General features: G+C 70.1%; 17 protein-coding genes. 4 read left to right on the top strand and 13 right to left on the bottom strand.

Features of this window, described 5'->3' with window-relative positions; genetic code table 11:
• Positions 1-136 precede the first annotated feature (136 nt).
• The 6 genes from J3S20_RS23145 to J3S20_RS23120 form a co-directional block, all read right to left on the bottom strand.
• On the bottom strand, positions 137-1,423 hold the full coding sequence (locus J3S20_RS23145) for a hypothetical protein (RefSeq protein ID WP_216839021.1): 1,287 nt from the start codon (positions 1,421-1,423) through the stop codon (positions 137-139).
• Positions 1,420-2,319 (bottom strand): FkbM family methyltransferase, encoded by a 900-nt coding sequence (locus tag J3S20_RS23140; RefSeq protein ID WP_216839019.1) that lies wholly within the window; start codon positions 2,317-2,319, stop codon positions 1,420-1,422. Before J3S20_RS23140 ends, J3S20_RS23145 begins: the two co-directional genes overlap by 4 nt.
• 107 nt (positions 2,320-2,426) lie before the next feature.
• The gene (locus tag J3S20_RS23135) at positions 2,427-3,647 is read right to left on the bottom strand and encodes a polysaccharide biosynthesis protein (RefSeq protein ID WP_216839017.1); all 1,221 of its coding nucleotides are present in this window, start codon (positions 3,645-3,647) and stop codon (positions 2,427-2,429) included.
• A gap of 2 nt (positions 3,648-3,649) precedes the next feature.
• On the bottom strand, positions 3,650-4,420 hold the full coding sequence (locus J3S20_RS23130; protein ID WP_216839015.1) for a WecB/TagA/CpsF family glycosyltransferase: 771 nt from the start codon (positions 4,418-4,420) through the stop codon (positions 3,650-3,652).
• On the bottom strand, positions 4,417-5,154 hold the full coding sequence (locus tag J3S20_RS23125; RefSeq protein ID WP_246603195.1) for a polysaccharide biosynthesis/export family protein: 738 nt from the start codon (positions 5,152-5,154) through the stop codon (positions 4,417-4,419). Before J3S20_RS23125 ends, J3S20_RS23130 begins: the two co-directional genes overlap by 4 nt.
• Positions 5,151-7,304 (bottom strand): Wzz/FepE/Etk N-terminal domain-containing protein, encoded by a 2,154-nt coding sequence (locus J3S20_RS23120; RefSeq protein ID WP_216839013.1) that lies wholly within the window; start codon positions 7,302-7,304, stop codon positions 5,151-5,153. Before J3S20_RS23120 ends, J3S20_RS23125 begins: the two co-directional genes overlap by 4 nt.
• 602 nt (positions 7,305-7,906) lie before the next feature.
• On the opposite strand from J3S20_RS23120, the gene J3S20_RS23115 reads away from it, so the two are divergent.
• On the top strand, positions 7,907-8,869 hold the full coding sequence (locus J3S20_RS23115; RefSeq protein WP_216839011.1) for a hypothetical protein: 963 nt from the start codon (positions 7,907-7,909) through the stop codon (positions 8,867-8,869).
• A gap of 290 nt (positions 8,870-9,159) precedes the next feature.
• The gene (locus J3S20_RS23110; RefSeq protein WP_246603194.1) at positions 9,160-10,635 is read left to right on the top strand and encodes an exopolysaccharide biosynthesis polyprenyl glycosylphosphotransferase; all 1,476 of its coding nucleotides are present in this window, start codon (positions 9,160-9,162) and stop codon (positions 10,633-10,635) included.
• Positions 10,636-10,844: 209 nt separating this feature from the next.
• Here the strand turns inward: J3S20_RS23110 and J3S20_RS23105 are convergent, their stop codons facing one another.
• The 5 genes from J3S20_RS23105 to J3S20_RS23085 form a co-directional block, all read right to left on the bottom strand.
• Positions 10,845-12,542 (bottom strand): methyl-accepting chemotaxis protein, encoded by a 1,698-nt coding sequence (locus J3S20_RS23105; RefSeq protein ID WP_216839008.1) that lies wholly within the window; start codon positions 12,540-12,542, stop codon positions 10,845-10,847.
• Between the two features lie 141 nt (positions 12,543-12,683).
• Positions 12,684-14,198, bottom strand: coding sequence for an MFS transporter (locus tag J3S20_RS23100; RefSeq protein WP_216839006.1), 1,515 nt, complete (start codon positions 14,196-14,198; stop codon positions 12,684-12,686).
• A gap of 30 nt (positions 14,199-14,228) precedes the next feature.
• Complete coding sequence (locus J3S20_RS23095) at positions 14,229-15,185, bottom strand: acetyl-CoA carboxylase carboxyltransferase subunit alpha (RefSeq protein ID WP_216839004.1); 957 nt, start codon at positions 15,183-15,185, stop codon at positions 14,229-14,231.
• Between the two features lie 76 nt (positions 15,186-15,261).
• Complete coding sequence (locus J3S20_RS23090) at positions 15,262-16,263, bottom strand: Bug family tripartite tricarboxylate transporter substrate binding protein (protein ID WP_216839003.1); 1,002 nt, start codon at positions 16,261-16,263, stop codon at positions 15,262-15,264.
• Positions 16,264-16,359: 96 nt separating this feature from the next.
• Entirely contained in the window at positions 16,360-17,127 is a 768-nt protein-coding gene (locus J3S20_RS23085; RefSeq protein WP_216839000.1) for a substrate-binding periplasmic protein, read from the bottom strand.
• A 97-nt stretch (positions 17,128-17,224) separates the two neighbouring features.
• Here J3S20_RS23085 and J3S20_RS23080 point away from each other — a divergent pair, with 97 nt between their 5' ends.
• Together J3S20_RS23080 and J3S20_RS23075 are read left to right on the top strand one after the other, a co-directional pair.
• Positions 17,225-19,924: a hybrid sensor histidine kinase/response regulator gene (locus J3S20_RS23080; RefSeq protein WP_216838998.1), complete on the top strand. Its 2,700-nt coding sequence runs from the start codon at positions 17,225-17,227 to the stop codon at positions 19,922-19,924.
• A 297-nt stretch (positions 19,925-20,221) separates the two neighbouring features.
• The gene (locus J3S20_RS23075) at positions 20,222-23,308 is read left to right on the top strand and encodes a PAS domain S-box protein (RefSeq protein ID WP_216838996.1); all 3,087 of its coding nucleotides are present in this window, start codon (positions 20,222-20,224) and stop codon (positions 23,306-23,308) included.
• Positions 23,309-23,317: 9 nt separating this feature from the next.
• Here J3S20_RS23075 and J3S20_RS23070 read toward each other — a convergent pair whose 3' ends face one another.
• On the bottom strand, positions 23,318-24,013 hold the full coding sequence (locus J3S20_RS23070) for a trypsin-like serine peptidase (protein WP_216838993.1): 696 nt from the start codon (positions 24,011-24,013) through the stop codon (positions 23,318-23,320).
• Positions 24,010-25,131 carry an MFS transporter gene (locus tag J3S20_RS23065; RefSeq protein WP_216838992.1) on the bottom strand — a complete coding sequence of 374 codons (1,122 nt, stop codon included), beginning with the start codon at positions 25,129-25,131 and terminating at the stop codon, positions 24,010-24,012. Before J3S20_RS23065 ends, J3S20_RS23070 begins: the two co-directional genes overlap by 4 nt.
• Positions 25,132-25,165: the final 34 nt, after the last annotated feature.

Genomic DNA, 25,165 nt, shown 5'->3' with positions numbered 1-25,165 from the left:
AGCTCCGGCAGGCCGGCAGCGTCACCCAGGTCTCGCCGCTTGGGCTACTGTCGTCGCGCTTGTCAGCGAACAGGATGGCTGGATCGCCCTCGCGCGCATCATCCCTCGTGCCCTTCGCCCGGCCGGAAATCCCCCGCTAAATGGTTCGACCGCGCAACCCGAGCGCTTCGGGTTCGGGTCCCTCTCCACCCATACCAGGAAGGGGATTTCTCGAGGCCTCCCCTCGCGCCAAGCCGGCGTCATCGCGGAGCGAGAACCACCAGGCCAGCGCCGCAGCGGTGACCACGGGCCCTGGCGCATACATCACGGAATAGACCGCGGAACACAGTATCTCGAACAAGACATAACTCGCCAGCGCCTCTCGAAAGGGATCGCCGCGCCTGACCGCGCGCGTCACCATCAAGGCGCGAAGATGAATGGCGACAATCAATCCCGTACCGATCACCCCATATTCCATCAGCACGCCGAGCCAGCCGATATCTGCAAGAAAAAAATCCGCGTACCCTAGATAGTCCCCCATGGTGAGGTCGGAAAAACTCGATACGGAACCGGAGCCGAGGATAAGCCGCATGGGATCCTGAAGGATCCAGTCCAATGCGATGCGTGAAGATCGGAGACGGATGAAGAGAGATTCGTCGAAGGTCGTGGCGATAAGATCCGGGACGAGCGGGCCGAAGATGATGATCAGCGCAATGGCAGGCAATGTGGACACTGCGCCCAACCCCCATAGCCAGATCTTTGGCAAGCGGATCGCAATGATCATCAGCAGGATCAGGCAAGCCACGCCGGTGGGCAGCCGCGCCTTGTACATCACCACCATCATGGCCAGCCCCGCGGCCAGCAGCAGGAACTGCCACGGCCGCCATTGCCGCGAAAAGCAATGTCCGACGTAGAAGAGCGCCACCATGGCCAGCATCATGGGCATGCGGATATAATTGCCGCGCCCCTCATCCCAGGAAAACATATTGGCGCCGAAAACGGTGGGCTGGTACCATTCCTCAGGCACGACGACCCAAAGAATTCCAAGCACGCCAAATGTCATGAATCCCGCGCCGAGCGCACCACGCGCCACGCCACTTTCCGACGGCCGGAGCAATACCAACAGCCCCGCCACGGAGAAGTAGAAGGTCAGCGGCCAGGCCTTGACCGTCGAGAAGATGGCATCCAGCAGTCCATTGGACAGATGGATCATCGAGAGGAAAGGGGTCAGAACCATCGTATAGAGGCCGAGCACGATGTAGAGCACGCGATCGACCAATTTTTGAAGCAGAACGCCGTAAACGATCAGCGGAAAGATGAGTAGCGGCCAGATCTTTGCCAGGTAGTAGAGCGGGCCGGTTTCCTGCTTGTAGTGAAATATCTGAAAGAACATCGAGAACAGCAGAAGCCACCACAGGCTGCTGCTGCTGCGATGGTCTGTCATGCCGCATTCGTCGCGGCAAAAATGGCATCGCCCGTCGCATCGTGCCGCACGGCAAGGATGTCGTTGGCCAGCTTCCCGAGCTCGTTGGACCGAACCTGCCGAAGTCGCATGCGCCACAGGCACTTGGGAATCTCGGCGAACCGGTAGCCGAGCGACGCCAGTTGCCCGACCAGCGGCTGGTCGTGGAACGCGCCCGCATACTCGTTCAACTCGAACAGGATCGCATCCGGCGGATTGCGCCGCAGATAGGCCTCGGCTCCGCCAAGGACCTCGGGTTCGTAGCCTTCGACATCGATCTTGAGCAGGCGGATCGGCCCGAGGCCCAGCGAAGCCAGCATGGCACCCGCTGCACGCTGCGGCACCTCGATGACATCCTCCGCGCCTTCGACCCTGGCGATCGAGGCGGTGCCCTTGTTATGTCGCGGGATATGAAGCTGCACGGTTGCGTCGCGACGCCCAAGCGCGACGTCATGGATCGTGAGGTGTCGGAAGCCGTTCAGCGCAGCGCTGCGGCGTGCCAGGGCCGCGAAACGTGGCTGCGGCTCGAAGGCTTCCACACGCCCCTGCGGACCCACCGCATCGGCCATGGCCACCGCCACGAGGCCCAGATTGGCACCGATATCGAGCGCCGTGTCGCCAGGACGCAGGATCCTGCGCACCACCCAGGTCACCTTGGGGTCGAGATCCCCAAAGGAATGGACAGCCGCGCCGATGAAATCCTGGACCGGAACGATCAGCCTGGCCCGGGTGCCACGCACCCGCGCGACCGCCTCCTCATCATGCCCCGCCATGATGGAGCGCCATGGAGCAGAATTGGCCAAGGTGCCGCAGCCGCTATAGAGCGGGTAGCGATGGCCGAGAAACTGCAGCATCGAGCGTGCCGCTGCCTTGAGCATGTGACGAGCCATCCTGGGCACAAGGCCCCGCAAGAATTCCGACCGGTCTCATAACAACCCCGGGATGGAGCGGGAAGGCGCAAGCCTGCGACGTTCACCCCGTCCCCTCACAGGCCACGCCGGATCCCCCGTGCCAGAAGAACCACCTGGAGGAGGCCGCCGATCATCATGGCGACCAAGGCCCCGCGCGGGCCGAAAAGCACCAGCATGGGCAGCATCATGACCCCGCACAGCGCCGCCCCGCCCAGCTCCGCCTGCGCCAGGTGGCGAAGCTGGCCCAGCGCCTGCAGCCCGGCCAGCCCCGCGACCCAGAAGCAGCCGAGGACAAGGACCCCCGTCCAAAGCAGCACCTCTGCCTCAAGCCCCGGATAGCGGCCACCAAAGATCAGGGCCGATATCCAGGGCCAGAGCAGCGCCACGACACAGCCCGCGACGAAAGTCATGGCCGCCGGGAAGGCGGCGCCGAGCAGCAGGATGCGCCAGAAGCCAGCCGTGTCCCCCGCATGGCGCCGCGCCACCAGGGGCCCGCGACTGGCAGCACCGAAGGCGCCCGCAAGCAGCGTGGCCGGGCGCAGCATGGTCTGCGCGGCCGCCAGCGCCGCCAGGGCCGTGGCGCCGAACCAGGCGGGCACGACAAAGATGTAGAGGCGGGTGAACACCTCGTTCCCGGCGCCCGCCAGCAGCGACCAGCCCGATCTGCGCGCAAGCACAAGCTGGCGACGCCGCGCCGGCAAGCCGAGATCCGCGACCGCCAACCCTCCGCACAGGCGCCAGACCACCCATAGCCCGACAGTGGCCTGTGCGAGCCCATTGCAGGCCAGCAGCAGCGTCAGGTCTGGCGACTGGCTGCGCCAGGCTTCCATGGCGATGGCGGCACCCACCGCCAGCATGGCTGCCGCCGAGATGGCCGCGGCATGAACCATGGTCCCGCGGCTCGCGGCCAAGGCGCGCGCATGCAGCCCGATGAGGGAACCCGCGACGAACAGGGTGGCCGCAGCAAGACCGAAGGGTGGGCCGAGCAGCGTCACGACGAGGAAGGTGCCGAGGGATGCAAGCAGCGTGAGGCTGAGATGCGCCGCATTGATCGCACGCTCGGTGCCCCGTCTTCCGGCAGTTGGCGGCAGGCGGTAGAGGTGGACCGTGGTCATGGCGCCAATCACCGTGCCCAATACCAGCGCCGCATTGGCCCAGAACACATAGGTCGCCAGCTGCTCCGCCGTGCCGCGACGGATGAGCCACAGCGTCGTGCCGAGCGACAGCAGCGCCGAGAGCCCCTGGTCGGAGAAGGCCAGCGCGAAGGCGAGGCCGCCCCGCCGCCGCGCACGCATCTTCAGGATGCCGAAGCCATCCGGGCGCGATGCGCGTGCCGGGCGCGAAGCGCCAGGCCCAGCAGCGGCAACGCATCCGATGCATAGCGCGCGCCGAGCCGCTTCGGCTCCGACAGGGCCCGGTGCAGCCATTCCAGCCCGGATCGCCGCATCCAGGCAGGCGCGCGCTTGGACAGGCCGGCGGCGAACAGCAATCCGCTGCCGACTGCCATGCCGACGCCCCGCGTCAGGCCTCGTGCCGCGACCGCCGCCATCAGCTGCTCGGACCGGGGGGCCCCGGTTGCGACGAAGATGTAGCGTGCGGGGTGTGACTCGATGAAATGGATCGCGGCATCGCGCGCCGCCGGGTTGTTCATATAGCCCATCGGCGGTTCGTGTTGCGCCAGCCTGCGCAGCCCGAAGCGCGCCTGCAGCACGGGAGCAAGCTGGGGACCGCCGCCGATGACCGTGACGGCGTCATCCGGGCGGATCACCCGGTTCAGCATTTCCACGCACAGGTCGCTGCCTGGCGCCAGCGGCACCGTCTCGCCCGTCGCCCAGCGCTGCAACGCGGCCAGGATCCGGCTGTCATTCAGGCGAAGCCACGCCTGGTCCATGGGGGGCCGGATGGCCGAGCCTGGCGCATTGGCCATGACGAGAAGCTGCGCGTTGATGGGGATGACCGTCGCGAAGGGCAGCGCCGGATCGCGCGCCGAGATCAGCGCCGCCGCCTGCTTAAGATCCAGGGCCGCGACCGGGATGCTCTCAAGAAGGGTGATCTCACGCAGGGTCAATTGCCACCCGTGGGATTGTTGCGATTGACCGCGTAGGAGAAGGAGCGGGAGAAGGGAATGATGCGGTTGAGGGCCTGGTCGACCCACAAACCCACTTCGCCCAGCCGCGAACGAGGCACGAAGACGATATCGCCGGAGGCCAGCGGCACATCCGTCATGGGCGCCCTGCCGGACAGGAAGGCCCGGACATTGACGGTGCGCAGCATCGGGCGGTCATCCGGCGACCGGCGGATCAGCACGACCTGGTCCATCCGCGCGGCCTCATCGAAGCCCCCGGCCAGGGTCACCAGCTCGACAAGGCCCTGGCGGCCCGTCAGCGGATAGGCGCCGGCCCGACGCACGGATCCGCCAACGAAGACGACGGCCGATCCCGCCTCCTCCAGCCCCGCCGTGACCAGCGGCGTGGTCAGGACGTTCCGAGAGGCCTGCGCGACGGCCTGTTCCAGTTCCAGCGTCGTCAGCCCGGCCGCCTGAACGCGCCCAGCGACGCGGATGGAAATCGTCCCATCGGGCGCGATCAGCGCGGTTTCGTTCACCTCCGGGGTCAGCAGGAACTGCACCTTCACCCGGTCGCCCGGGCCGAAGCGATAGGGCGCCGGGGTGTCGGTCCAGCGGGCGAAGCCCTCCGGCCGATACTCCTGGACATTGATCGACTGCGTCGTCTCGAAATTGCTGGTGCCCGAGGCGCAGGCGCCGAGCAGCAGCAGGCCGCAGGCCAGCGAAAGGCGCATCATGCGACGAGCCGGGCGATGCGCGGCGGCAGCACGGCACGCTCCCCCGACATGACGAAACCCGCCAGACGCCCGCCCGCCGCCAGGACGGCCCTGCAGGCGGCCCTGGCAACCCCTCTGTCGGTCCGTTCCGCCCGCAGTGCCAGGACATTCACATCGATCAGCGCCGTCAGTCGTCGCATGGCGTATCCACTGGCATCTGTCGGCGCGACCAGGACCACCACATCCAGCTCCCGCCGAAGTCGCTCCAGCAGCGCCACGGTGCGCTCAGTGCCGGCATGCGGATCGCCGAGCAGGCTCCCCCGTGCATTATAGGCGATCCAGAGATTGGGAAGCGCCGTGTTGAAGGCGAGCAGCTGTTCCGGATCCTGGTCCGTATGCACGGGGTGCGACCCCATGGCGGCGAGAAACGGCCGGCCATCCGACTGCAGATCGACCAGCAGCGTCCGCAGGTTCCGGGCGCGCGCGAATTCGGCCGCGACGGTCAGCGCGATCGCGCTGCGCCCGTCCTCGTCGCCAGTGGCGACGAACTGAACGATCGAAAGCCTCTCACCACTCGCCCGCGCATCCAGGAGCATCGCGGCGAGATCGGTGATCTGCGGCATGGTCGCCCCGCCAGCGAGCTTGGCACCCGGCGGGATAGAAGCGAGGCCAGGCAAGCCAAGTCCGCGACTGGCCTCATCGGTCGTCGCGAAGCTGCGGCGAAAGATCGTCAGCAGCACCGCGGCGGCGCCGGCGCTTGCAAGCCCGCCGAACAGGCCGGCCACCAGAAGCGCGGCCCGCAGGTCGCGGGGGCGGGCCGTCGCCTGCGGCGGCTGCGCGACGATGACGGAGGGTGAGCGCGATCGCCGGGCGTCCTCCGAGATGCGCAAGCCGGTTTCGCGGCCGGCAACCTGCCGGAAGGAGGTCTCGAGCACGTCGCGGCGGCGCGCCAGGTCGCGCAGCATCGATTCCGCTGCGAGAAGGCTTGCCGCGCGCTGCTCCGCCTCTCCGCGCTGGCTTACCAGCTCGGCCATCTGGCGGCCGATGGAATCGGCTTCCACCTGCAGCGTGGCGATACGAAGCGACAATTGCTCCACGGCCGGGTTGCGCACCTCCCGCACCGTCTCGAAGCGGGTCCGGCGATTGCTCGCGATATTGTCCTGCAGGGCTGCAATGCGCTGATCCAGGGCCCGCAGCGGCGGCCAATCGGGGGCGTATTGCTGGGCCATGCGCTGGCGTTCCAGCAGCAGCCGGGTCAACTCGTTGCGGCTATCGTCATTCGGCGCCAGGTTCGTCGTCTCGGCCGCCGCGACCACGCGCGCCGGATAGGCGGACAGGCGGCGGGTGGCGGCCTGCAGCTGCGCATCGGTCGCGGCCTTCCGCTCGGCCAGCGCGTCGATCCGGGTCGTCGCATTCTCGATGCGGCGATTGGCCATCAGGATGTCCTGCGGCAGGTCCAGGATCTGCTGATCGGACCGCAGGCGGACGATCTGCTCGTCCAACTCGCGCAGCGTCGTGGCCATGCGTTCCGTTTCCACCGAGAGCAGCGCCGAGTCGGACTGGGCGAAGATCTGCTGGCGGTGCGCCAGATAGGCGTTGAAGACGGCGCGCAGCGCGGCGATGGACTGTTCCCGCTGCGGCAGCGAGGCCTGGACGCGCACGACGTTGGAGGTGTTCGAGGACAGCACCAGCAGCGCCTGGCGCAGCCGTTCCGCAGCCCGCGGGAGGGAGAGCTCGCTCGGCGGCAACAGACCGAAAAGCCGCCGGCCGCCATCCGGAAAGATGCTGGTCAGCGCATCGCCGCTCAAGGCGCGACGCAGCACGACGTCGGAGAGCAGGATCTCCACCTCGGACTGCACGACCTTGGGGACCTCGATGCTCACGACCGTCGGCCCGTTGCCGGTCAGGTCCTGCGCGCCGGTGTTCTCGCGACTGACCTGGACCAGCAGAAGGCCAGAGGCCGGCCACCGCACGGGCAGCAGCAGGGCGGCCGCGGTGGCGATCAGAAGGGGTGCCATGAAGGCCAGCAGGATCAGGCGGCGCCGAACGAAGACCGTCGTGACGAGATCCTTGATCGACAGCAGCGTGACGGTCTGGGGCGGCAGGGTCGGGATGGACTCATGCCGGATCCTAGCGGAGCTGCCCCGTCCGTTGGCCGGAACCAGATCCATCAGGACGCCATCCTTTTCCGCGCGCGCGTTGTGCGCCTGCGGAAGGCGAGGGGATCCTGCTCGGCCGGGACGATCAGCGCGCGATCCCGAGATCGGGCGCGGCGTTTCGATGATGGTGGTGAGCAACCCCTGGGTGTGGAACCGGCCACTTGTTCGGACAGGCCTCGGCGCCGGCCGGCAAAGGCGTGCGTGCCTCGGCGGTTCGACCGACGCACATCGCCCGCTCGCCTGGACATGGCACCCACGTTGTTCCCAGCCACCAACTGCTTGAACCGAAGTTAGCGATCAACTTTGCCTGATGCAAATCGTCTCGGCTTACGAGACGTCCTGTCCCATCGGCCATCTTCGTGCATGGCCCAGGCGGCCCATCCTGCGGCGCGCAGTCCTGCGCTGCCGGAGAGCCAGCGCCTGGCCGAGACGCCGCAGCTTCGCCACGCATCGCCGATCACCGTCGCCCCGCATCCCTGACGGCGCGGATGCAGCCAGCCGTCGCGGGTGGGGTGCCTTGTTCAAGATGACGCAGGTCCGTCATCATCCTTGCGACAAGTCACACTTAAAAAAGGGGACTGTTCAGAAATTTCGCTCTGGGTTATCGCAGGCGCATGGAAATCCGGCGTGCTTTGGCCCAATTCGTGCGCGACCGCCCCATCCTGTGGCATGCGTTGCATCCGGTTTACGAGTGGGGCCGGCAGCATATCCTGGACAGCCGGATCCGCAGCCTTGGCGCTCGAGTCATTCCGTCCGAAGCGGCAGGACAGACCCTCCTCGCGGAGTCCATGGCGCGCGGAGGCGCGTTGGGGGTGGGCAAGATCGGCGGACTTGAAGCGGAGGCAGCCGGCTTCTTCCTGGGGCCACGTCAACAAGGACTGCCCTATCCGGCGCGGCTGCGCCACCAGATGTTCCTGAATGTCGGCCTGTTCCCCGCCGACGATGCCTCGCTCGACAGGTTCTGCAAGGCGCTGACCGAGGCTGTCGGTCAGTTGGATATCATGGGACTCATGGGCTACTCGGGCGAAGCCCAGGTCGTGAAGCGCTACGCGCCGAATGCCAAGCTGATCAAGCTGAAGGCGCTTGATCCCTGGTATTTCGACAACCCTTGGTCGGCGCACCTCGCGGGGAAGCGGGTCACGGTCGTATCGCCCTTCGCGACGACCATCGAACGACAATATCGGCGCCGGGCCGAAATCTGGCCGGGTCGCGATGTCCTGCCGGCCTTCGACCTGCGGACGATCGAAATGCCCCTGTCCCCCGGACTGGTGGCGCCCAGCGACGCAAGCTGGGAAGCGCGACTTGAGCGGATGATCGCCGCTGTCGAGCGAGAAGCCTATGATGTGCTTCTGATCGGGGCCGGGGGCATCTCCATCCTGATGGCGGCGCATGCCAAGCGCCGCGGTGCGGTCGGCTTCCACATGGGCGGCCCGACGCAGGTCCTGTTCGGCATTCGTGGCCGGCGCTGGGACAAGGAAAAGTTCTTCCGCGACAGCGCGACACCCGCCTGGGTCAGGCCGAGCGGCGCCGAAGCCCCGCCAACCGTCACCCAGATCGAACGCGGAGCCTACTGGTAGCCACGGCACCAAGGGGCAAGGCAACCCGGCCGCGGGGATGGCGGTGGACGCGCCGCGCCTTCGGCGCGCGGCGCCATGCTCAAATTTAATAACAATCTATGAATTTATACGTTGTTTCGTCCGAGGGCTTCTTGTACCTGTGTATGAGAGGTTAAAGCCTGCCTACCCAGGCGCAAACTTGGAGACATGGTGCGTTGAGCGGCCGGCCGATCAATTTGGCCCGCGTCTGGAACCGGGCGGAACAAGTTGTCTCGAAATTGGGCGCCCAGGCTGAGGGCGGTTAGCTGGCTTTGGCGCCGCCTGCATCCGCGGGCCTGGCCGCAGGCGGCGGCAAGCCGGCGACCGCGATCCGCTGGACGCTCGGCTTGATCAACAGGCTCGTCCGGTTCTCGGACGTCTCCATCGTCCTCGCCGTGGCCTTGCTCGCCGCCACCTTCGACATGTTGGATGCCGGCAAGGCGCTGTCCCTGCAGAAGGTTTTCGTATCGTCCCTGATCCAGGTGGCGATATTCCTGATCATCATGGAGCGCCTGCGCGCCTACCGGGTGGAACGCTATGCGAACCATCTGCAGTCTGGTCTGCTTCTGGTGATCGCTCTTCTCCCGGGCTGGCTTGCCACCTCCATCGCCCTGTTCAACTTTGCCCCGGGCACGCCGGACCTCGGCGCGTTTCTGGCCCTCTGGTTCGGCATGACCCTGCTGGCCCTTCTGGTCAGCCGCCGGCTGCACGGCTTGTGGTTAAGCTCCGATGCGCTCAAGCGCCTGATGCGGCGCCGGGTCGTCATCGTTGGCGTCAATGAGGTGACCACCCGTCTCATCGACGAATTGCGGCGTTTCGACGGGGTGGAGACCTACGAGCTCTGCGGCGTGTTTCGCGCCCATCGCGACGACTGGGCCATGGGCTCGATCGGGGGCATTCCGGTGGTCGGGCCGCTCGAGGCGCTTGGGCCCTATGCGAGCCAGCATGCCATCGACGTCGTCTACATCGCGGACCGGTCGTCCCCTACGACCGACCTGCTGTGGCTGATCGAGAATTTCGGCTGGATCTCGGCCGATATCCTGGTCTCGCTGCCGCAGAACGATGCCTCCCATGGCAAGGGGCGCATCGTGTCCCTGGGCAATCTGCGGGCGCTCGAGGTCATGGCGCGTCCCCTGAAGGGATCCCAGGGCCTGCTCAAGATCATGCAGGACTATGTGGTGGCCGGGCTGGCTCTCGTTCTCCTGGCGCCATTGATGCTGCTCATCGCGGCCGCCATCCGCCTGGAAAGCAAGGGCCCGGCCATCTTCCGCCAGACGCGGCTCGGCTTCGAGAACCAGCCGTTTCAGATCCTCAAGTTCCGCACCATGCACATCGATCCGCAGGATGATGCGACCCGCGGCACGATGGGGCGGAGAGACCCCCGGATCACCCGGGTGGGCGCAATCCTGCGTCGCACGAGCCTCGACGAGCTACCGCAGCTTCTGAATGTGTTGCGCGGCGAAATGTCCGTGGTGGGTCCACGCCCCTATGTGGCCGATATGCTGGTCGGCAACGAGCGCTTCTCCGGCCTTGTCCGGCGCTACGCCGAGCGCCATCGCGTCAAGCCCGGCATCACCGGGCATGCGCAGGCCTTGGGCCTTCGCAGCTTCGCGCTGCGGTCGCCTGACAATGCCCGCCGCAGCATCGACCTGGACCTTCACTACATCCACAACTGGTCGATCCTTCTCGACATCCAGATCATGCTTCGCACGGTTCTGATCGGGATGACCGGGCGCAACGTTTTCTAGAGCTTTTTCAAGCCTTGCAGCTTCGCAAGGCGACTCGGAAAATGCGGTTAAACAATAAGCTAGAGCCGTTTCACCGTCCTCGGTGTCGGTGAAACGGCTCCAGGATCCGCATCTCGGGGTTGCGCCTGAGGCCCCCGGAGCTGACCTGCCCGGAGGCCTCCGGCCAATCCAGGCGATGGTATGGCCAGCCCCCACCTTTCGCCGCGCGATCAGGCGGCGCGCAGGCGGCCCACCAGGCGGCCGACCTCGGCGCGCAGCGTCTCCCCCTGGCGGGCCACGTCTTCCGTGCCCTGGCGCAGGTCGCGCAGCGCGGCGGAGGTTTCGGTGATGCCGGCATTCACCCCCTCGACCTGGGCCGAGACCTCGCTGGTGCCGGAAGCCGCCTCGCCGACATTGCGGGCGATCTCGCGCGTCGCCGCACCCTGCTCCTCCACCGCGGTGGCGATGCCGGCGGCGATCTCGCTGGATCGCTCCACGGTCGTGGCGATGCCGCGGATGGCGCCCACCGCCATGTCGGTCGCGCTCTGCATGGCGGCGATCTGGGCGCTGATCTCCTCGGTCGCCTTGGCGGTCTGGGACGCCAGGGTCTTCACCTCGCTCGCCACCACGGCGAAGCCCTTGCCGGCCTCGCCGGCGCGGGCCGCCTCGATCGTCGCGTTCAGCGCCAGCAGGTTGGTCTGGGCGGCGATATCGCCGATCAGCCGCACCACCTCCCCGATCCGCCCTGCCGCCTCGGCCAGGGACCGCACCGTCGCATCCGTGGCGCGCGTCTCCTCCGAAGCGCGGCGCGCGGTCTCGGCGGCCTCGGTCACCTGGCGATTGATCTCGGCGCCGGTGGCGGCCATTTCCTCGGTCGCTGCCGCCACGGTCTGGACATTGGCGCTGGCCTGGGTGGCGCCGGCCGCGGCGGCGATCGCCTGCTCGGCGGTGCGCTCCGCGCCGCTGGTCATGGTGCCGACGGTGGCCTGCAGTTCGGTCGCGGCACCGGCGAGGGTGGCGGAAACGCTGCCCACCGTGCGCTCCAGCTCATCGGCGATGGCGCGCTGCGCGGCGAGGCGCGCTTCCTCGGCGCGCAGGCGCTCGGCCTCGGCCTCGGCCTCCAGCGCGCGGGCGCGGGCGGTATTCTCCTTCAGCACGGCGACGGACTTGGCGAGCGCCCCCACCTCGTCCTGCCGCTGGTCGCCTTCCACCGTGACGGTCAGGTCCCCGGCCGCGATACGGGAGACCTGGTCGGCCAGCCGCGACATCGGCCGCGCCACGCTGCGCGACAGGGCCAGGGCGGAGGCCAGGGCGATCAGCGCGGCGGCCAGCGTGCCGAAGCCCAGCATCAGCCGCGCATCGGTGAAGGCCTGCTGCATGTCGGCCGTGCGCTGCACCAGCAGCTGCTCCTCCACGGCGCTCAGCTCCTCCGCCTTGGCGCGCAGCGCGTCCATCGAGGCCTTGCCGAGCCCCTGCTCCTCCATCCGCCGCGCCTCGGCGCGAGAGGCTTCGTCGCCGCGCGCCATCAGCGCCACCTGCCGGGCGGCATGGCCGGTCATCCAGGCCTGGGCGGCGCGGTCTACCTCGTCCAGCCGCCGCTGCTGCGCCGCATTGTCCGAGGTCAGCCTGCGGATATCCGCCAGCGCCCGCGCATAGGCCTGGCCGCCGGCCCGATAGGGCTCCAGGAAGGCCGGGTCGCCGTTCAGCAGATGGCCGCGCACGCCGGTTTCCTGGTCCACCATGGCGCCGACCAGCTGGTCGGCGCGTTCCAGCACCTTGTGGGTATGCTCATTCCACCGCGCCGCCTGCTCGATGACGTCGAGGCGCAGCCAGGTCAGCCCACCCGCCCCGCCCGCCGCCACGATCACGACGAGAAAGGCGAGGGCCAGCTTGCGGGCGATGGAGAGGCGTAGAAGGGCTTTGATCATGGGGCGGCGGCTCAGGTCCGGAGGTTGAGGCCAGGGGGGGGCCTGCATCCGGCACGGGCTGGGCTGCGGCCCGCATGGGCCCGCCACAATTAGGGGAGAAAGGCTAAAGAACGGTTGGTTTCTCAGAAATGCGACAGCGCCTCAGACTCGCCGCGTCGGCACCTGCGTCGACATCCAGGCGCCGAAGCCCGTCAGCAGCGCAGCGGTCGCAAAACTGGCGCGGAAGGCCATGGTCATGTCGGCGCGGAAGGCGGCTTCCGTCGCCCCGTCCAGCGCCTGCAGCGCCGCCGGCCCCTGGTTCACCAGCAGCACGAACAGCCGCGTCGCCTCCGGCCCCGCCAGCGTCAGGGCGCCGAACAGCACCGCGCCCAGCAGTGCCGTGCCGGTGGCCGCGCCGAGCGAACGGGTGAATTGGACGGAGGCGGTGGCGGAGCCCAGCAGCTTCGGCCCCGCCGCCACCTGCACCACCACCTGCACCATGGGGAAGGACATGCCGAAGCCGAGCGAGACCAGCCCGAGCATCGCCGCCATCAGCGGCAGGGGCAGCGCGCCCAGGCCGAAGGTAAAGGCCAGCAGCATGGCGGTGGACAGGCTCAGCCCGATGCCCGGCCAGCGCATCACCAGCCCGGTGCGGGCCAGCAGCGTGCCGGAGATCATCGCGCCGAAGCCCGCGCAGGCGGACAGCGGCAGCAGCGCCAGGCCGGCGGCGGTGGGGGACAGGCCGCGCACCGCGGCGAAATAGATCGGCAGGAAGGCGACCGTGCCGACGAAGGCCCCGGCGACGCAGGAGGACATCAGGTTCGAGCGCCAGACGGTGGCATTGCCCAGCAGCCCCAGCGGCAGCAGCGGATGCGGCGCGCGCCGTTCCTGCCGCAGCAGCAGCCACAGCGCGACCCCCGCCACCGCCGCCAGGACGGCCGCGTTCATCAAGGGCCCCGCCGCCAGCCGCCGCGCCTGGTCCAGCGCCAGCAGCGCCGGCCCGACGAAGACCGCGAACAGCACCAGCCCCCACCAGTCGAAGCTGAACCCCCGCGCCGAACCCCGCGCGGCATCGCGCAGCCGCGTCACCGCCAGGAAGGCGGCCAAGCAGGACAGCGGCAGCTGGAGAAGAAAGATGCTGCGCCACCCGAAATGCTCGGCCAGCAGCCCGCCGAGCAGCGGCCCGAGGGCGGAGGCGGTGGTGAAGACCGCCGCGATATAGGCCTGGAAGCGGCCACGCTCGCGCGCCGGCACCACCTCCGCGATCAGGGCGACGGACAGGCTGATCAGCCCGCCGCCGCCAAAGCCCTGCACCACCCGCGCCGCCGCCAGCGTGCCCAGCGATCCGGCGAAGGCGCAGAGGGTGGCGCCGCCCGCATAGACGGCCAGCGCCACCAGCAGCATGCGCTGCCGCCCGAAGGCGTCGCCCAGGCGGCCATAGACCGGCGCGGCCACGGTATTGGCCACCAGGTACAGCACCACGATCCAGGAGATGCGCTCCACATCGCCCAGGCTGCGGGCGATGGCGGGCAGCGCGGTGGCGACGATGGTCTGGTCCAGCGCCGCGCCGAACATCGCCAGCCCCACGGCCGGAAACACCCGGAAGAACAGCCGCCGCAATTCCGCCGGCGAGGCCGCGGGGGCGGGGGAGGGACCGCTATCGGGGGGAGGCGTCATGCGGGCGGGATCAAACCACCCGCCGGCGGGTCAGACGACCCCCGCGCGCCCCATCTCCAAAAACTTCTCGCGACGCCGGGCGCGCAGGGTGGCGCCATCCAGCGCCAGCAACGGCTCCAGGCTGTCCCAGATCTGGCGGGAGACGGCGGCCAGCATGGCGGCCGGGTCGCGATGCGCGCCGCCCAGCGGCTCCGCCACCACGGCATCCACCAAAGCGAGCTTGCGCAGGTCCTCCGCCGTCAGGCGCAGTGCCTCGGCCGCCGTCGCGGCCTGGGCGGCGTCGCGCCACAGGATGCTGGCGCAGCCTTCCGGGGAGATCACCGAATAGATCGAATGCTCCAGCATCAGGATTCGGTCGGCCGCGGCCAGCGCGATGGCGCCGCCCGACCCGCCCTCCCCGATGATGGTGGCGACGAAGGGCACGGGGGTGTCGAGTCCGGCTTCGATGGCCCGCGCGATGGCTTCCGCCTGGCCGCGCGCCTCCGCCTCGATGCCCGGAAAGGCACCGGCGGTATCGACGAAGGACAGGATGGGCAGGCCGAAGCGGCCGGCGAGTTCCATCAGCCGCCGCGCCTTGCGATAGCCCTCCGGCCGCGCCATGCCGAAATTGTGTTTTACGCGACTCTCGGTGTCGTGCCCGCGCTCCGTGCCGATCACCATGACCGCGCGCCCACGGAACCGCCCCATTCCGCCGGTGACGGCGCTGTCATCGGCGAAGGCCCGGTCGCCGGCCAATGGCAAAAAGTCCTCGATGAGGCCCTTGATGTAGTCGGAGGCGTGCGGGCGTTCCGGGTGGCGGGCGATCTGCGCCTTCTGCCAGGGGGTGAGCTTGGCATAGGTCGCCTGGAGCAGCTTGTGCGCCTTGTCGCGCAGCTTGCTGACCTCCTCGGCCACGTCGATTCCGCCGGCGTCCGTGGTGCGGCGCAGCTCCTCGATCTTGCCTTCGAGCTCGGCGATGGGTTTTTCGAAGTCCAGGAATTGGCGCATGGCGCAGGCGGGTTAGCGGAAAACCGGCGCGAGAGTAAGGGCGGCCTGCCAAAATGGGGCCGCCCCGACCCGGTCCTCAGTTGGCGGAGGCCCCCGTGGCACGCACGATCGGCGCCCATTTCGCCGTCTCGTCGCGGATGAAGCGGCCCAGCTCCTCCGGCGTCGAGGCCAGCGGATCGACCCCGTGCCGCGCCAGATGCGCGATCATGGTGCGATCGGTCAGCGTCTGGCGCATCGCCGCGTTCAGCTTCTCCACCACCGCCGGCGGCAGGCCGCGCGGCCCGACCAGGGCGTACCAGTTGCCCACCTCGTAGCCCGGCAGCAGCTCCGCCACCGTCGGCACATTCGGGAGCAGCTCGGACCGCTGCAGCGTCGGCACCGCAAGCGCCCGCAGCCGGCCACCCTCGACCTGCGGCATGGCGGTGGGGGCGGTGGAGAAGGCGAAGTCGATCTTGGCGCCGGCCAGGTCGTTCATCAGCGGCCCGCCGCCGCGATAGGGCACGTGGATGGTCTTGATGCCCGCCATCTGGTCCAGCAGCGCGCCCGCCAGATGCCCCGCCCCGCCGACGCCGGAGGAGCCATAGGTCAGCGTCTCCGGCCGTGCCTTGGCCGCCGCCACCAGCTCCGCCACGCTGCGCCAGGGGCGGTCGGAGGGCACCACCAGCACGTTCAGGATGGAGCCGGACATGCTGATCGGCGTCAGGTCGGTCTGCGGGTTGAAGGGCAGGTTGCTGTAGATGGTGGGGTTGATGGCCAGGGCGCCGATCGTGCCCATCAGCAGCGTATAGCCATCCGGCGCGGCGCGGACCGCCATTTCCGTCGCCAGGTTGCCGCCGGCGCCGGGCCGGTTCTCGATGACGATATTGGCTCCGCCCAGCGCCTCCTGCAGCTTCGGCTGCATGGTCCGCGCGGTGAGGTCGGTGCCGCCGCCGGCGGCAAAGCCGACGATCAGGCGGATCGGCCGGTTCGGATAGTCGTTGGCCTGGGCCAGCGCGCGGGTCGCGAGGCCGGGCGTGGCCAGGGTGGGCGCGGCCAGGCCAAGCGGCAGCAGGCCGGCCAGGGAACGGCGGGTGAGCATGGGCATATCCTCCCGAATCTTTTTGGCTTGGACGGGATATATTCTGCGCTGCGCCCCGACGCCCCGCTACCCGAAATCGCGGACCCGTAAGGACCGTCAGGGCAGCATGATCGGCGTCAGCCCGTGCCGCTGGGCGGCGCGCGCCAGGCTGCCATCCACCCGCGTGCCCTCCAGGAAGGCATTCACCTCGGCCAGCCAAGCGGCATCGCCGCGCGCCATGGCATAGGCATAGAGCGTATCGCCGAAGCGGCCGGGCGGGTCGATCACGCGCGCCCAGTCATGCATCAGCACCATGCGCCGCGTATAGGGAAAGTCCGACATGAAGACATCGGCGCGGCCGGACAGGATCTCCCCCTCCCGCGTCCGGGGCGGGGCGACCACCATAACCTCCGCATTGCGCAGCGTCTCGCGCATCAGCGGTTCCATCACCGTGCCGGCGGCCACCGCCACCACATTGCCGGCGCGGTCGATATCCGGCCAGGACTGGATGCGGGTATTGGTGCGCGTGGTCACCGCATAGACCGGGCTGGCCATATAGGGCTTTGAGAAGGCGACGCGCCGCGCCCGGGCCGGGGTGACGCCGACCGCCATCATGGCGATGTCGCAGCCGCCATCCTCAAGCCGGTCCATGAATTCCGCAAAATTCGTCTCGACGAAGCTGAGGCGCACGCCGAGCCGCGTGGCCAGGGCGCGCGCCATGTCGATATCCAACCCCTCCATCTCCCCATTCCTGGGGTTGCGGTAGGAGATGGCGAAATACTCGGGCCAGATGCAGACCTGCAGCTCACCACGCGCCCTGATTGTGGAAAGACGGGGGGATTGTGCCGCATTGGCGAGGGTGACCGCGGCGGCAGGCGTGCCCATGGGCTGATGGTAATGTTTCGCATCCAAAATCTGCGCCCGGGCCGTGTCTCCGCGCTCGCAAATTAAGACGGAAAGGCCGATAAGAACTGTCGCAAAGATGGTCCCGCGCATCACCCCACTCCGTTCCGCCCTGCGGCGTTCGCTCGGCCTCGGTGCTCCTCGCCCCTCCGAGCCACGTCCCTGGCTGCTGTTCTCGGCTGCCGTCGGGCTGGTCGCCCTGTGTCTGGTCGGCATCTACAGCATCCTCATGCATCGCGGCCAGGAAGACGCCATCGCGGAGGCGGAGCGCCTGACCCAGGGCGTGGCGGCGGGCCTGGCGGACCAGCTGACCCGCGCGATGCAGACGGTGGACCTGGTCCTGGTGGATGCGACGGAGCGCCTGGCGGAGCTGGAGCCGGGCCAGGTGGCGCGGCAGGTCACCACGCGGGTGCGCGACGTGCCGCAGATGCGCGCGCTGCTGATCACCGATGCGCAGGGCTTCATCCTGGCGAGTTCCGTGGAGGGGCTGCGGGAGGCCTCGGTGGCGGATCGCGAGTGGTTCCGCCTGCTGCGCTTCGGCGGCCAGGCGGTGCGGCTCGGCGCGCCGGAGGCCGGGCGCTACCTCGGCCCCTCCGGCCGCGCGGTGGGCCAGGCCGGCGGGCTCTACGCGATTCCCTATGGCCGGGCGCTGCGCGGCCCGCGCGGGGAATTCCTGGGCAGCATCGTCGCCATCCTCAACCCGGACTATCTGGTGGGGGTGGCGCGGCGGCATGCCGAGAGCTTCGGCGCCGCCATCCGCATCCATTCCTTCCAGGGGCTGCTGCTGGCGCGATCGGACGGGCGGGTGGACGGGGTGGGGGAGCTGAACGCCTCCTCCTGGGTCTTCCGGGACTTCCTGCCGCGGCGCGAATCCGGCACCTGGTCGGGCCTCGACCAGGACCGGGCGGAGGTCGTCGCCTCCTTCGCCGTCACCCGGCAGGGCGCCTTCGTGGTGGAGGTGGCGCGCAACCGGGAGGATGTGCTGGACAGCGCGCATCGCCTGGGCGCGCTGCTGGCCGCCGGCGTCGCCGCCGCCGCGGTGGTCACGCTGGTGGCGCTGTGGCTGCTGGTGCGCCAGGCGCAGGCGCTGAAGATGCAGGGCCAGCGCCTGACGGAATCCGAGCGCCACGCCGTCGCCGCCTCCCGCGCCAAGGAGGAATTCCTGGCGTCGATGAGCCACGAGATCCGCACACCGATGAACGGCGTGATCGGCATGACCGGGCTGCTGCTGGATACGCGCCTGGATTCGCTGCAACGGCGCTATGCGGAGACCATCCAGGGCTCGGCCGAGCACCTGATGATGGTGTTGAACGACATCCTCGACTTCTCCAAGCTGGAGGCCGGCGCGCTGCAGCTGGAGGCGGTGCCCTTCAATATCGAGGCGGAAATCGCGACGATCGTGGAGCTGTTTGCCCCGCGCGCCGCGGCCAAGGGGGTGGAGCTGGTCTGCGCCCTGTCGCCCGACCTGCCGGCGCGGGTGATGGGCGACCCGGGCCGCATCCGGCAGATGCTGTTCAACCTGGTCGGCAACGCCGTGAAGTTCACCGAGACGGGCTGGATCCAGGTGGCGATCTCGGTGGATGCGGAGCTGGACTATTGGCGCCTGCGCGTCTCCGTCTCCGATACCGGGATCGGCATCGAGCGCGACAAGATCGCGATGCTGTTCGAGCGTTTCACCCAGGCCGATGCCTCGATCCGCCGGAAATACGGCGGCACCGGGCTGGGGCTGGCCATCTGCAAGCGGCTGGCGGAGGAGATGGGCGGCGGGATCGAGGCGGTGCCGCGGCTGGCCGGCGTGCGCAATGGCGGCGGCAGCGTCTTCCGCTTCACGGTCAAGATCGGCCGGGTGGAGGGCGAGCAGCAGCCGCAGGCGGGCCTGTCGGGGCGGCGCGTGCTGGTGGTGGACGACCTGCCGCTGAACCGGGAGATCCTGGTGCGCCAGCTGGCCGGGATGGGGGCGGAAGCGGCCGCGGTCTCGGATGGCGGCACGGCGCTCGCCGCGCTGCGGGCCGCGGCCAGCCAGGGCCGGCCCTTCGAGGCGGTGGTGCTGGACGGCCAGCTGCCGGATGGGGATGGCCTGGCCCTGGCCCGGCGCATCCGGCAGGAATGGGAGGCCTTCGGCCAGCCGCGGCTGCTGCTCTGCGCCTCCGGCTCCGCCGATCCGCGGGAGGCGCAGGGCCATTCGCCCGGTCTGGGAGGGGGCCAGGGTGCCGGCCAGGGCGCCGGCCACCAGGGGGTGCTGGACGGACTGCTGCTGAAGCCCGCCTTGCCGTCCCGGCTGCGCGATGCGCTGCTGCTGGCGCTGACCCCGCGCCCCGAGGCGCCGCCCGCCCCGGTGCCGGAGCCGGTGGAAGGGCCGCAGATCCGCATCCTGCTGGTGGAGGACAATGCCACCAACCAGCTGGTGATGCGCACCGTCCTGTCCCGCGCGGGCGCGGTGGTGGATGTGGCGGGGGATGGCGCCCAGGCGGTGGAGGCCTCGCGCGGTGCGCTCTACGACGCCATCCTGATGGACCTGCAGATGCCGGTGATGGATGGGCTGGAGGCCACCCGCGCCATCCGCGCCCAGCCCGGCCCGAACCGGGAAGCCCGCATCATCGGCCTGACCGCCGCCGTGGGCCCGGAATTCGAACGGCAATGCCGGGAGGCCGGGATGAACGACTACCTGGGCAAGCCGGTGCAGCGGGATACGCTGCTGCGCAAGCTGGGGCTGATGGCCCCCGCGCCGGCAGGCGCCCAGCCCGGTGCAAGCCCGCCCGCCGGCACCCGCGCTGCCTGATGGCGCAAGCCATCCTGCCGCGCGCCGCCGCCACCTGACTCGTAATGCGAACACGATCACCGATTCGCGAGCGGTTACAATAGCGGGTGACAAGCCCGGAGTGCCGGTGCTGCATCCACGGCGGACTTTTCCGGAGACCTGACCTGCAACGCCCTGCGGCCCGCACCCTCCCGCTGACGCGGCGGCTCGCCGCCCCGATCCACCGCCGCCTGACCTCCGCTCTCAACCGCAGCGCAAAAGCCACGCGCCGCACCCTGCGTCTGCCGCAAGGGCGCCGATCGGCGCCGACGACCTGCCGTGGCTGAACCGGCCGCCCCGCCATCCGAGCTGGAGCAACTCCGCGCGGCCCGCACCGCCCTCGAAGGCGAGGTGGCCCGGCTTCGCCAGGAACTCGATCAGGCACGGCGCCTGGCGGCGCAGCGCGATGAGGCCCGGACGGCGGAACAGCTCAGCCATGCCGGCGAAGGCGCCGCCAGCGCGGCAAGGACGGCGGCGGCCCAGCTCGATGCCGGGGTCGCCTGGAAGCGCGCCGCGGCGATGGGCGCCGCGCTGGGCCAGCGCATCGCGGAGGGGCAGGCCCGGCTGATCGCCGCCCAGTCGGCGGTCGCCGCGCTGGAACGCGCCAATGCGGGGCTCGTGGCATCGCGCGCCGCCATTGCCCTGCGGGAGGCCGATCTTCGCGCGGTGATCGAAAGCGCGATCGACTGCGCCATCATCACCACCGACCTCGAGGGCTTGGTGCTCGCCTGGAACAGCGGCGCGCGCCAGCTGCTCGGCTGGGACGCGACGCAGGCGCTGACGATGGATTTCGCCGAGGCCTTGCCGCCCGAGGATCGCGCGCGCGGCGCGGTGGCTGCCGATATCGCCGCCGCGTCTTCGGGCGCGCGCGTGTCGCGTGAGGGCTGGCTGCTGCGGCAGGATGGCCGCCGCGTCTGGGCGGCGATCGAGGCGATGGCCATCCGCGCGGGCGAGGCGGAGGCGCCCGCCGGTCTGCTCTGGATGCTGCGCGACCGGAGCGCCGCGAAGGCTGCGCTCGAGAAGGAGCAGCGCTGCCGCACCCTCTTCGAGGCGATGGACGAGGGCTGCTGCATCATCGAGGTGCTGTTCGGCGCGGATGGCCGGCCCGACGACTACCGCTTCATCGAGGTGAACGCCGCTTTCGAGCGCCACACCGGCCTGCACGACGTCATCGGCCGGCGCATGCGCGAATTGATGCCGGACCATGAGGCGGACTGGTTCGAGATCTACGGCCGCATCGCAGGTGGCGGCGGCGCGGAGCGCTTCACGCGTCGGGCCGCGGCGCTCGGGCGATGGTACGACGTCTCTGCCTGCCGGATCGGGCCGGCGGAGTTGCGCCGCGTCGCCGTCCTGTTCAGCGACATCACCGCGCGCAAGCAGGCCGAGGACGCGCTGCGCGAGAGCGAGGCGCGGTTTCGCGGCTTTGCCGAGAACTCGGCCGATGTGCTCTGGATCGTCTCCGGCGACGGCACGCGGCTGGAATACCTCTCGCCCGCCTTCGAGCGCATTTTTGGCGAAGCACGCGACGCCATCCTGGCCGATCTCGGCCGCTTCCGCGATCTCGTGCATCCGGACGACCGGGATTCGCTTTGCGGCCTGCTGCCGCGCGCCCTGGCCGGGGAGACGGCCATCGCGCATTACCGCGTGGTGCGGCCTGTGGACGGAAGCCTGGTGCATCTGCGCGACACTGGCTTCCCGATCCGCGACGCGGCCGGCGCGATCACCCGCGCGGCGGGCATCGTGCAGGACGTGACGGACCTGGCGCAGGCGGCCGCCGCGCGGGAGGCGGAGAACGAGCGCTTCCGCACCCTGGCGGAGGGCCTGCCCCAGCTCGTCTGGCGCTCCGCCCCGCTCGGCCGCTGGACCTGGGCCAGTCCGCAATGGACCGCCTATACCGGCCAGGACGATGCGGCCAGCCAGGATGCGGGATGGCTGGAGGCCGTGCACCCGGCCGACCGCGCGGCCGCAAGGGCGGCCTGGGAGGTGGCGGAGGCGCGTGGCTTCTACGAGGCCGACTTTCGGCTGCGCCATGCCGGTTCCGGGCACTATGCCTGGTTCCAGACGCGTGGCCTGCCGCTGCGCGACGCTGCGGGCGGCCTGGTCGAATGGATCGGCGCCTGTTCGAATATCGACGACCAGATGCGCGCCCGCGACGCGCTGCAGCGCAGCGCCGAGGAGCTGGAGCAGCATGTGCAGCAACGCACGGGCGAGCTGATGGCGGCGGAGGCCAGCCTGCGCCAGTCGCAGAAGCTGGAGGCGATCGGCCACCTCACCGGCGGCATTGCGCATGACTTCAACAATATGCTGCAGGGCGTGACGGGCGCGCTCGCCATGGCGAAGCGCCGCCTGGCCGAGGGCGTGGCCGAGGATGTGATGCGCTACCTGCAGGTGGCCGGTGATGCGACGGCGCGGGCGGCCGGCCTCACGCGGCGCCTGCTGGCCTTTGCGCGGCGCCAGCGCCTGGATCCGCGGCCGCTCGATCCCGATGCGCTGATCCACGGCATGAGCGACCTTCTGCGCCGCAGCATGGGGCCGGCGATCGAGATCGCCTTCCATCTGCGCGATGGCGCCGGGCACGTGGTCTGCGACGGGAGCGAGCTGGAGAACGCGATCCTCAACCTTGCCATCAATGCGCGGGACGCGATGCCCAGCGGCGGACAGCTGACCATCGCCACCGAGGACCTGGTTCTCCCAGCCGCGGAGGTCATCGCGGGGGAGGAGATCGCGCCGGGCAACTTCGTCTCGATCCGCATCCAGGACACCGGCACGGGCATGACACCCGAGGTGCTGGAACATGTGCTGGAGCCCTTCTTCACCACCAAGCCGCAGGGCGAGGGCACCGGCCTCGGCCTCAGCCAGGTGCATGGCTTCGTGCGGCAATCCGGCGGCACACTGCGCATCGCCTCCAGGCCGGGCGAGGGCACGACGATCCAGCTCCTGCTGCCGCGCTCCGCCACCCCCCTCGCGGAACAAGCGCAGGATGCCGGTCCCACGCCGCGCGCCGGGCGGCCGGGCGTGACGGTGCTCCTGGTCGATGACGAGACCGCGGTGCGCATGCCGGCGGCCGAGCGGCTGCGCGACCTGGGTTATCGCGTCGTCGAGGCGACTGACGGGCCGACGGCGCTGCGCCTGCTGGAGGAGGGGCTGCGGCCCGATATCCTGGTGACCGATATCGGCCTGCCCAATGGCATGGACGGCCGCATGATGACCGAGGAAGCGCAGCGTCGCCGCCCGGGACTGCCGGTGGTCTTCGTCACCGGCTATGCCCGGGTCGCCCTGCCAGAGGATGCGGTCGTCGTCACCAAGCCCTTCGACCTCGATGTGTTGGCGCGGCGCCTTGCCGCGGTGCGGCTGCAGCCGGGCTGAGGCGCGTTACTACCGCAGCCAGTCCTCCTGCGCGGCGACGGCCAGGCCCCCGCGGGCCGTGCGGCTGGCCGCCACCGTCAGGCCCGCCACCGCCCAGCCTGGTCCCTGCCGCACCAGCAGCGGCGCGCCGGAAACGCCATGCGTGCCGGCGCAGTCGTGGCGCAGCAGCCGGCGGCCCGCTTCATCGCGCGGCGCGGCCTCGATACGGCAGGCGGTATCGGCGAGCAGCGCATGGGCGCGGTCCTGCTGCCAGCCGCCCAGCATGGCCGCCGTGCCCGGCGCCGGCAGCGCCGCCAGCGGCAGCACCGGGCCGGGCAGGTCTTTTTCCAGTCGCAGCACCGACCAATCGGCGGCGACCGGGCCCTTGGTGGCGGGGTCGAAGCCCGGGCCCACACGCAGCGCGGTGGCAGTGGCATGGGCGGAAAAATCGCCGCGGTCGTAGCCGGCCAGCACATGCACGCGACCCGGCTGCAGCAGTCGCGCGGTGCGCCGCGCCACCAGGCAATGCGCGGCGGTCAGCACCCGGTCCGGCGCGATCAGCACCCCGGTACAGCGGCCGCCGGCCTCGGACTGCACCCGCACGAGGCTGGACCAGGGCGCCTCCGCCACCCGTGCCGGCCGGCGCGCCGTGCTGTCCGCCACGCCCGGCAGTTGCGCCGCCGCGGGGGCCGCCAGCAGCAGCAGGCCGACTCGGAAAAGGATCATCGGCGGGTGGGCAGCCGGTAGATCAGCACACCGACCACCGCCGCCATCGCCGCCAGCAGCCAGGGCACCACCGCCGCGCCCGCCAGATCCGCCGCCAGGCCCAGCGCCGCCGGCACCACCGCCACCCCCAGCGTCGCCGCCGAGACCTGCAGCCCCACCGCCTGCGCCGCCGCCGCGGCACCCAGCCGGGCCGGAGTGCGGGCCATGATGGTCGGGTAGACCGGCGCCAGCGCCACCGCCAGCAATCCAATGAAGGCGAGGTCCGCCAGGCCGCTGCCGAAGCCCAGCGCCGCCAGCACCGCGACGGGCGCCAGCAGGCGCAACAGCCGGTCGGCGCCGATGCGGTCCACCACGAAGCCGAGGCCGATGCGCCCGCCGGTCAGGGCGGCGAAGAACAGGGTGGCGGCGGCGGCGCCCTCGGCCGGGGTGGCGCCGCGGCCGGCGGTGAGGATGGTGGCCGCCCATTGGCCGGCGCCGGCCTCGAGGCCCGTATAGAGGAAGAAGATCGCCACCTGCAGCCGCGCCACCGGGTTGCGCAGCACGGTCCAGGCGGTGTGGCGCGGCCCCTCGGCGGGGCCGGCGCCGGTCCAGCGGTCGCGGGTCGCGAAGAAGGCCAGCGTCAGCGCCGCCAGCGCCAGCCCCACCGCGAGGTAGCCCGCCTGCCAGCCGAAGCCCGCCGCCAGCAGCGCCGCCGCCACGGCCGGGCCGAGCGTGGCGCCCACGCCCCAAAAACCGTGCAGCCAGTTCATGTGGCGCGGCTGGAAGCGCGCGGCGGCGAAGGCGTTCATCCCCGCATCCACCGCCCCGCCGCCGGCGCCCGCCAGCGCGGCCAGCGCGACGAAACCCAGGAAGGGCGGCGCCGAGGATTGCAGCAGCGCGGCGGTGGCGGTCGCCGCCAGGCTCGCCACCAGCAGCCAGCCGATGCCGAAGGCATCGATCAGCCGCGCCGTAAAAATGCCGGCCAGCACATAGCCGCCGGCGGTGACCGCCAGGATCAGGCCGAGGCCGGCATTCGGCACCCCATAGAAGGGCCGCAGCTCCGGCCAGAGGCTACCCGGCATCGGGTCCGGCAGGCCGAGGCCGATGAAGGCGAGGAAGGCGAAAGCGAGAAGGGGCACGCGCCGACCTACACCGCCCCGCGCCGCGCGGCCA

The organism is Falsiroseomonas tokyonensis, from assembly GCF_019024325.1.
Lineage (GTDB): Bacteria > Pseudomonadota > Alphaproteobacteria > Acetobacterales > Acetobacteraceae > Falsiroseomonas > Falsiroseomonas tokyonensis.
The sequence above is the reverse complement of the archived record's forward strand: the minus strand, read 5'-3'. Positions and strand labels throughout refer to the sequence as shown.

Coding starts and splice junctions, on each gene's coding strand:
- J3S20_RS23085 (WP_216839000.1), bottom strand. CDS start 17,127: ATGGGCACGCCTGCCGCCGCGGTCACCCTCGCCAATGCGGCACAATCC.
- J3S20_RS23145 (WP_216839021.1), bottom strand. CDS start 1,423: ATGACAGACCATCGCAGCAGCAGCAGCCTGTGGTGGCTTCTGCTGTTC.
- J3S20_RS23115 (WP_216839011.1), top strand. CDS start 7,907: ATGGAAATCCGGCGTGCTTTGGCCCAATTCGTGCGCGACCGCCCCATC.
- J3S20_RS23140 (WP_216839019.1), bottom strand. CDS start 2,319: ATGCTCAAGGCAGCGGCACGCTCGATGCTGCAGTTTCTCGGCCATCGC.
- J3S20_RS23070 (WP_216838993.1), bottom strand. CDS start 24,013: ATGATCCTTTTCCGAGTCGGCCTGCTGCTGCTGGCGGCCCCCGCGGCG.
- J3S20_RS23120 (WP_216839013.1), bottom strand. CDS start 7,304: ATGGATCTGGTTCCGGCCAACGGACGGGGCAGCTCCGCTAGGATCCGG.
- J3S20_RS23090 (WP_216839003.1), bottom strand. CDS start 16,263: ATGCTCACCCGCCGTTCCCTGGCCGGCCTGCTGCCGCTTGGCCTGGCC.
- J3S20_RS23095 (WP_216839004.1), bottom strand. CDS start 15,185: ATGCGCCAATTCCTGGACTTCGAAAAACCCATCGCCGAGCTCGAAGGC.
- J3S20_RS23125 (WP_246603195.1), bottom strand. CDS start 5,154: ATGATGCGCCTTTCGCTGGCCTGCGGCCTGCTGCTGCTCGGCGCCTGC.
- J3S20_RS23105 (WP_216839008.1), bottom strand. CDS start 12,542: ATGATCAAAGCCCTTCTACGCCTCTCCATCGCCCGCAAGCTGGCCCTC.
- J3S20_RS23080 (WP_216838998.1), top strand. CDS start 17,225: ATGGTCCCGCGCATCACCCCACTCCGTTCCGCCCTGCGGCGTTCGCTC.
- J3S20_RS23135 (WP_216839017.1), bottom strand. CDS start 3,647: ATGCGTGCGCGGCGGCGGGGCGGCCTCGCCTTCGCGCTGGCCTTCTCC.
- J3S20_RS23100 (WP_216839006.1), bottom strand. CDS start 14,198: ATGACGCCTCCCCCCGATAGCGGTCCCTCCCCCGCCCCCGCGGCCTCG.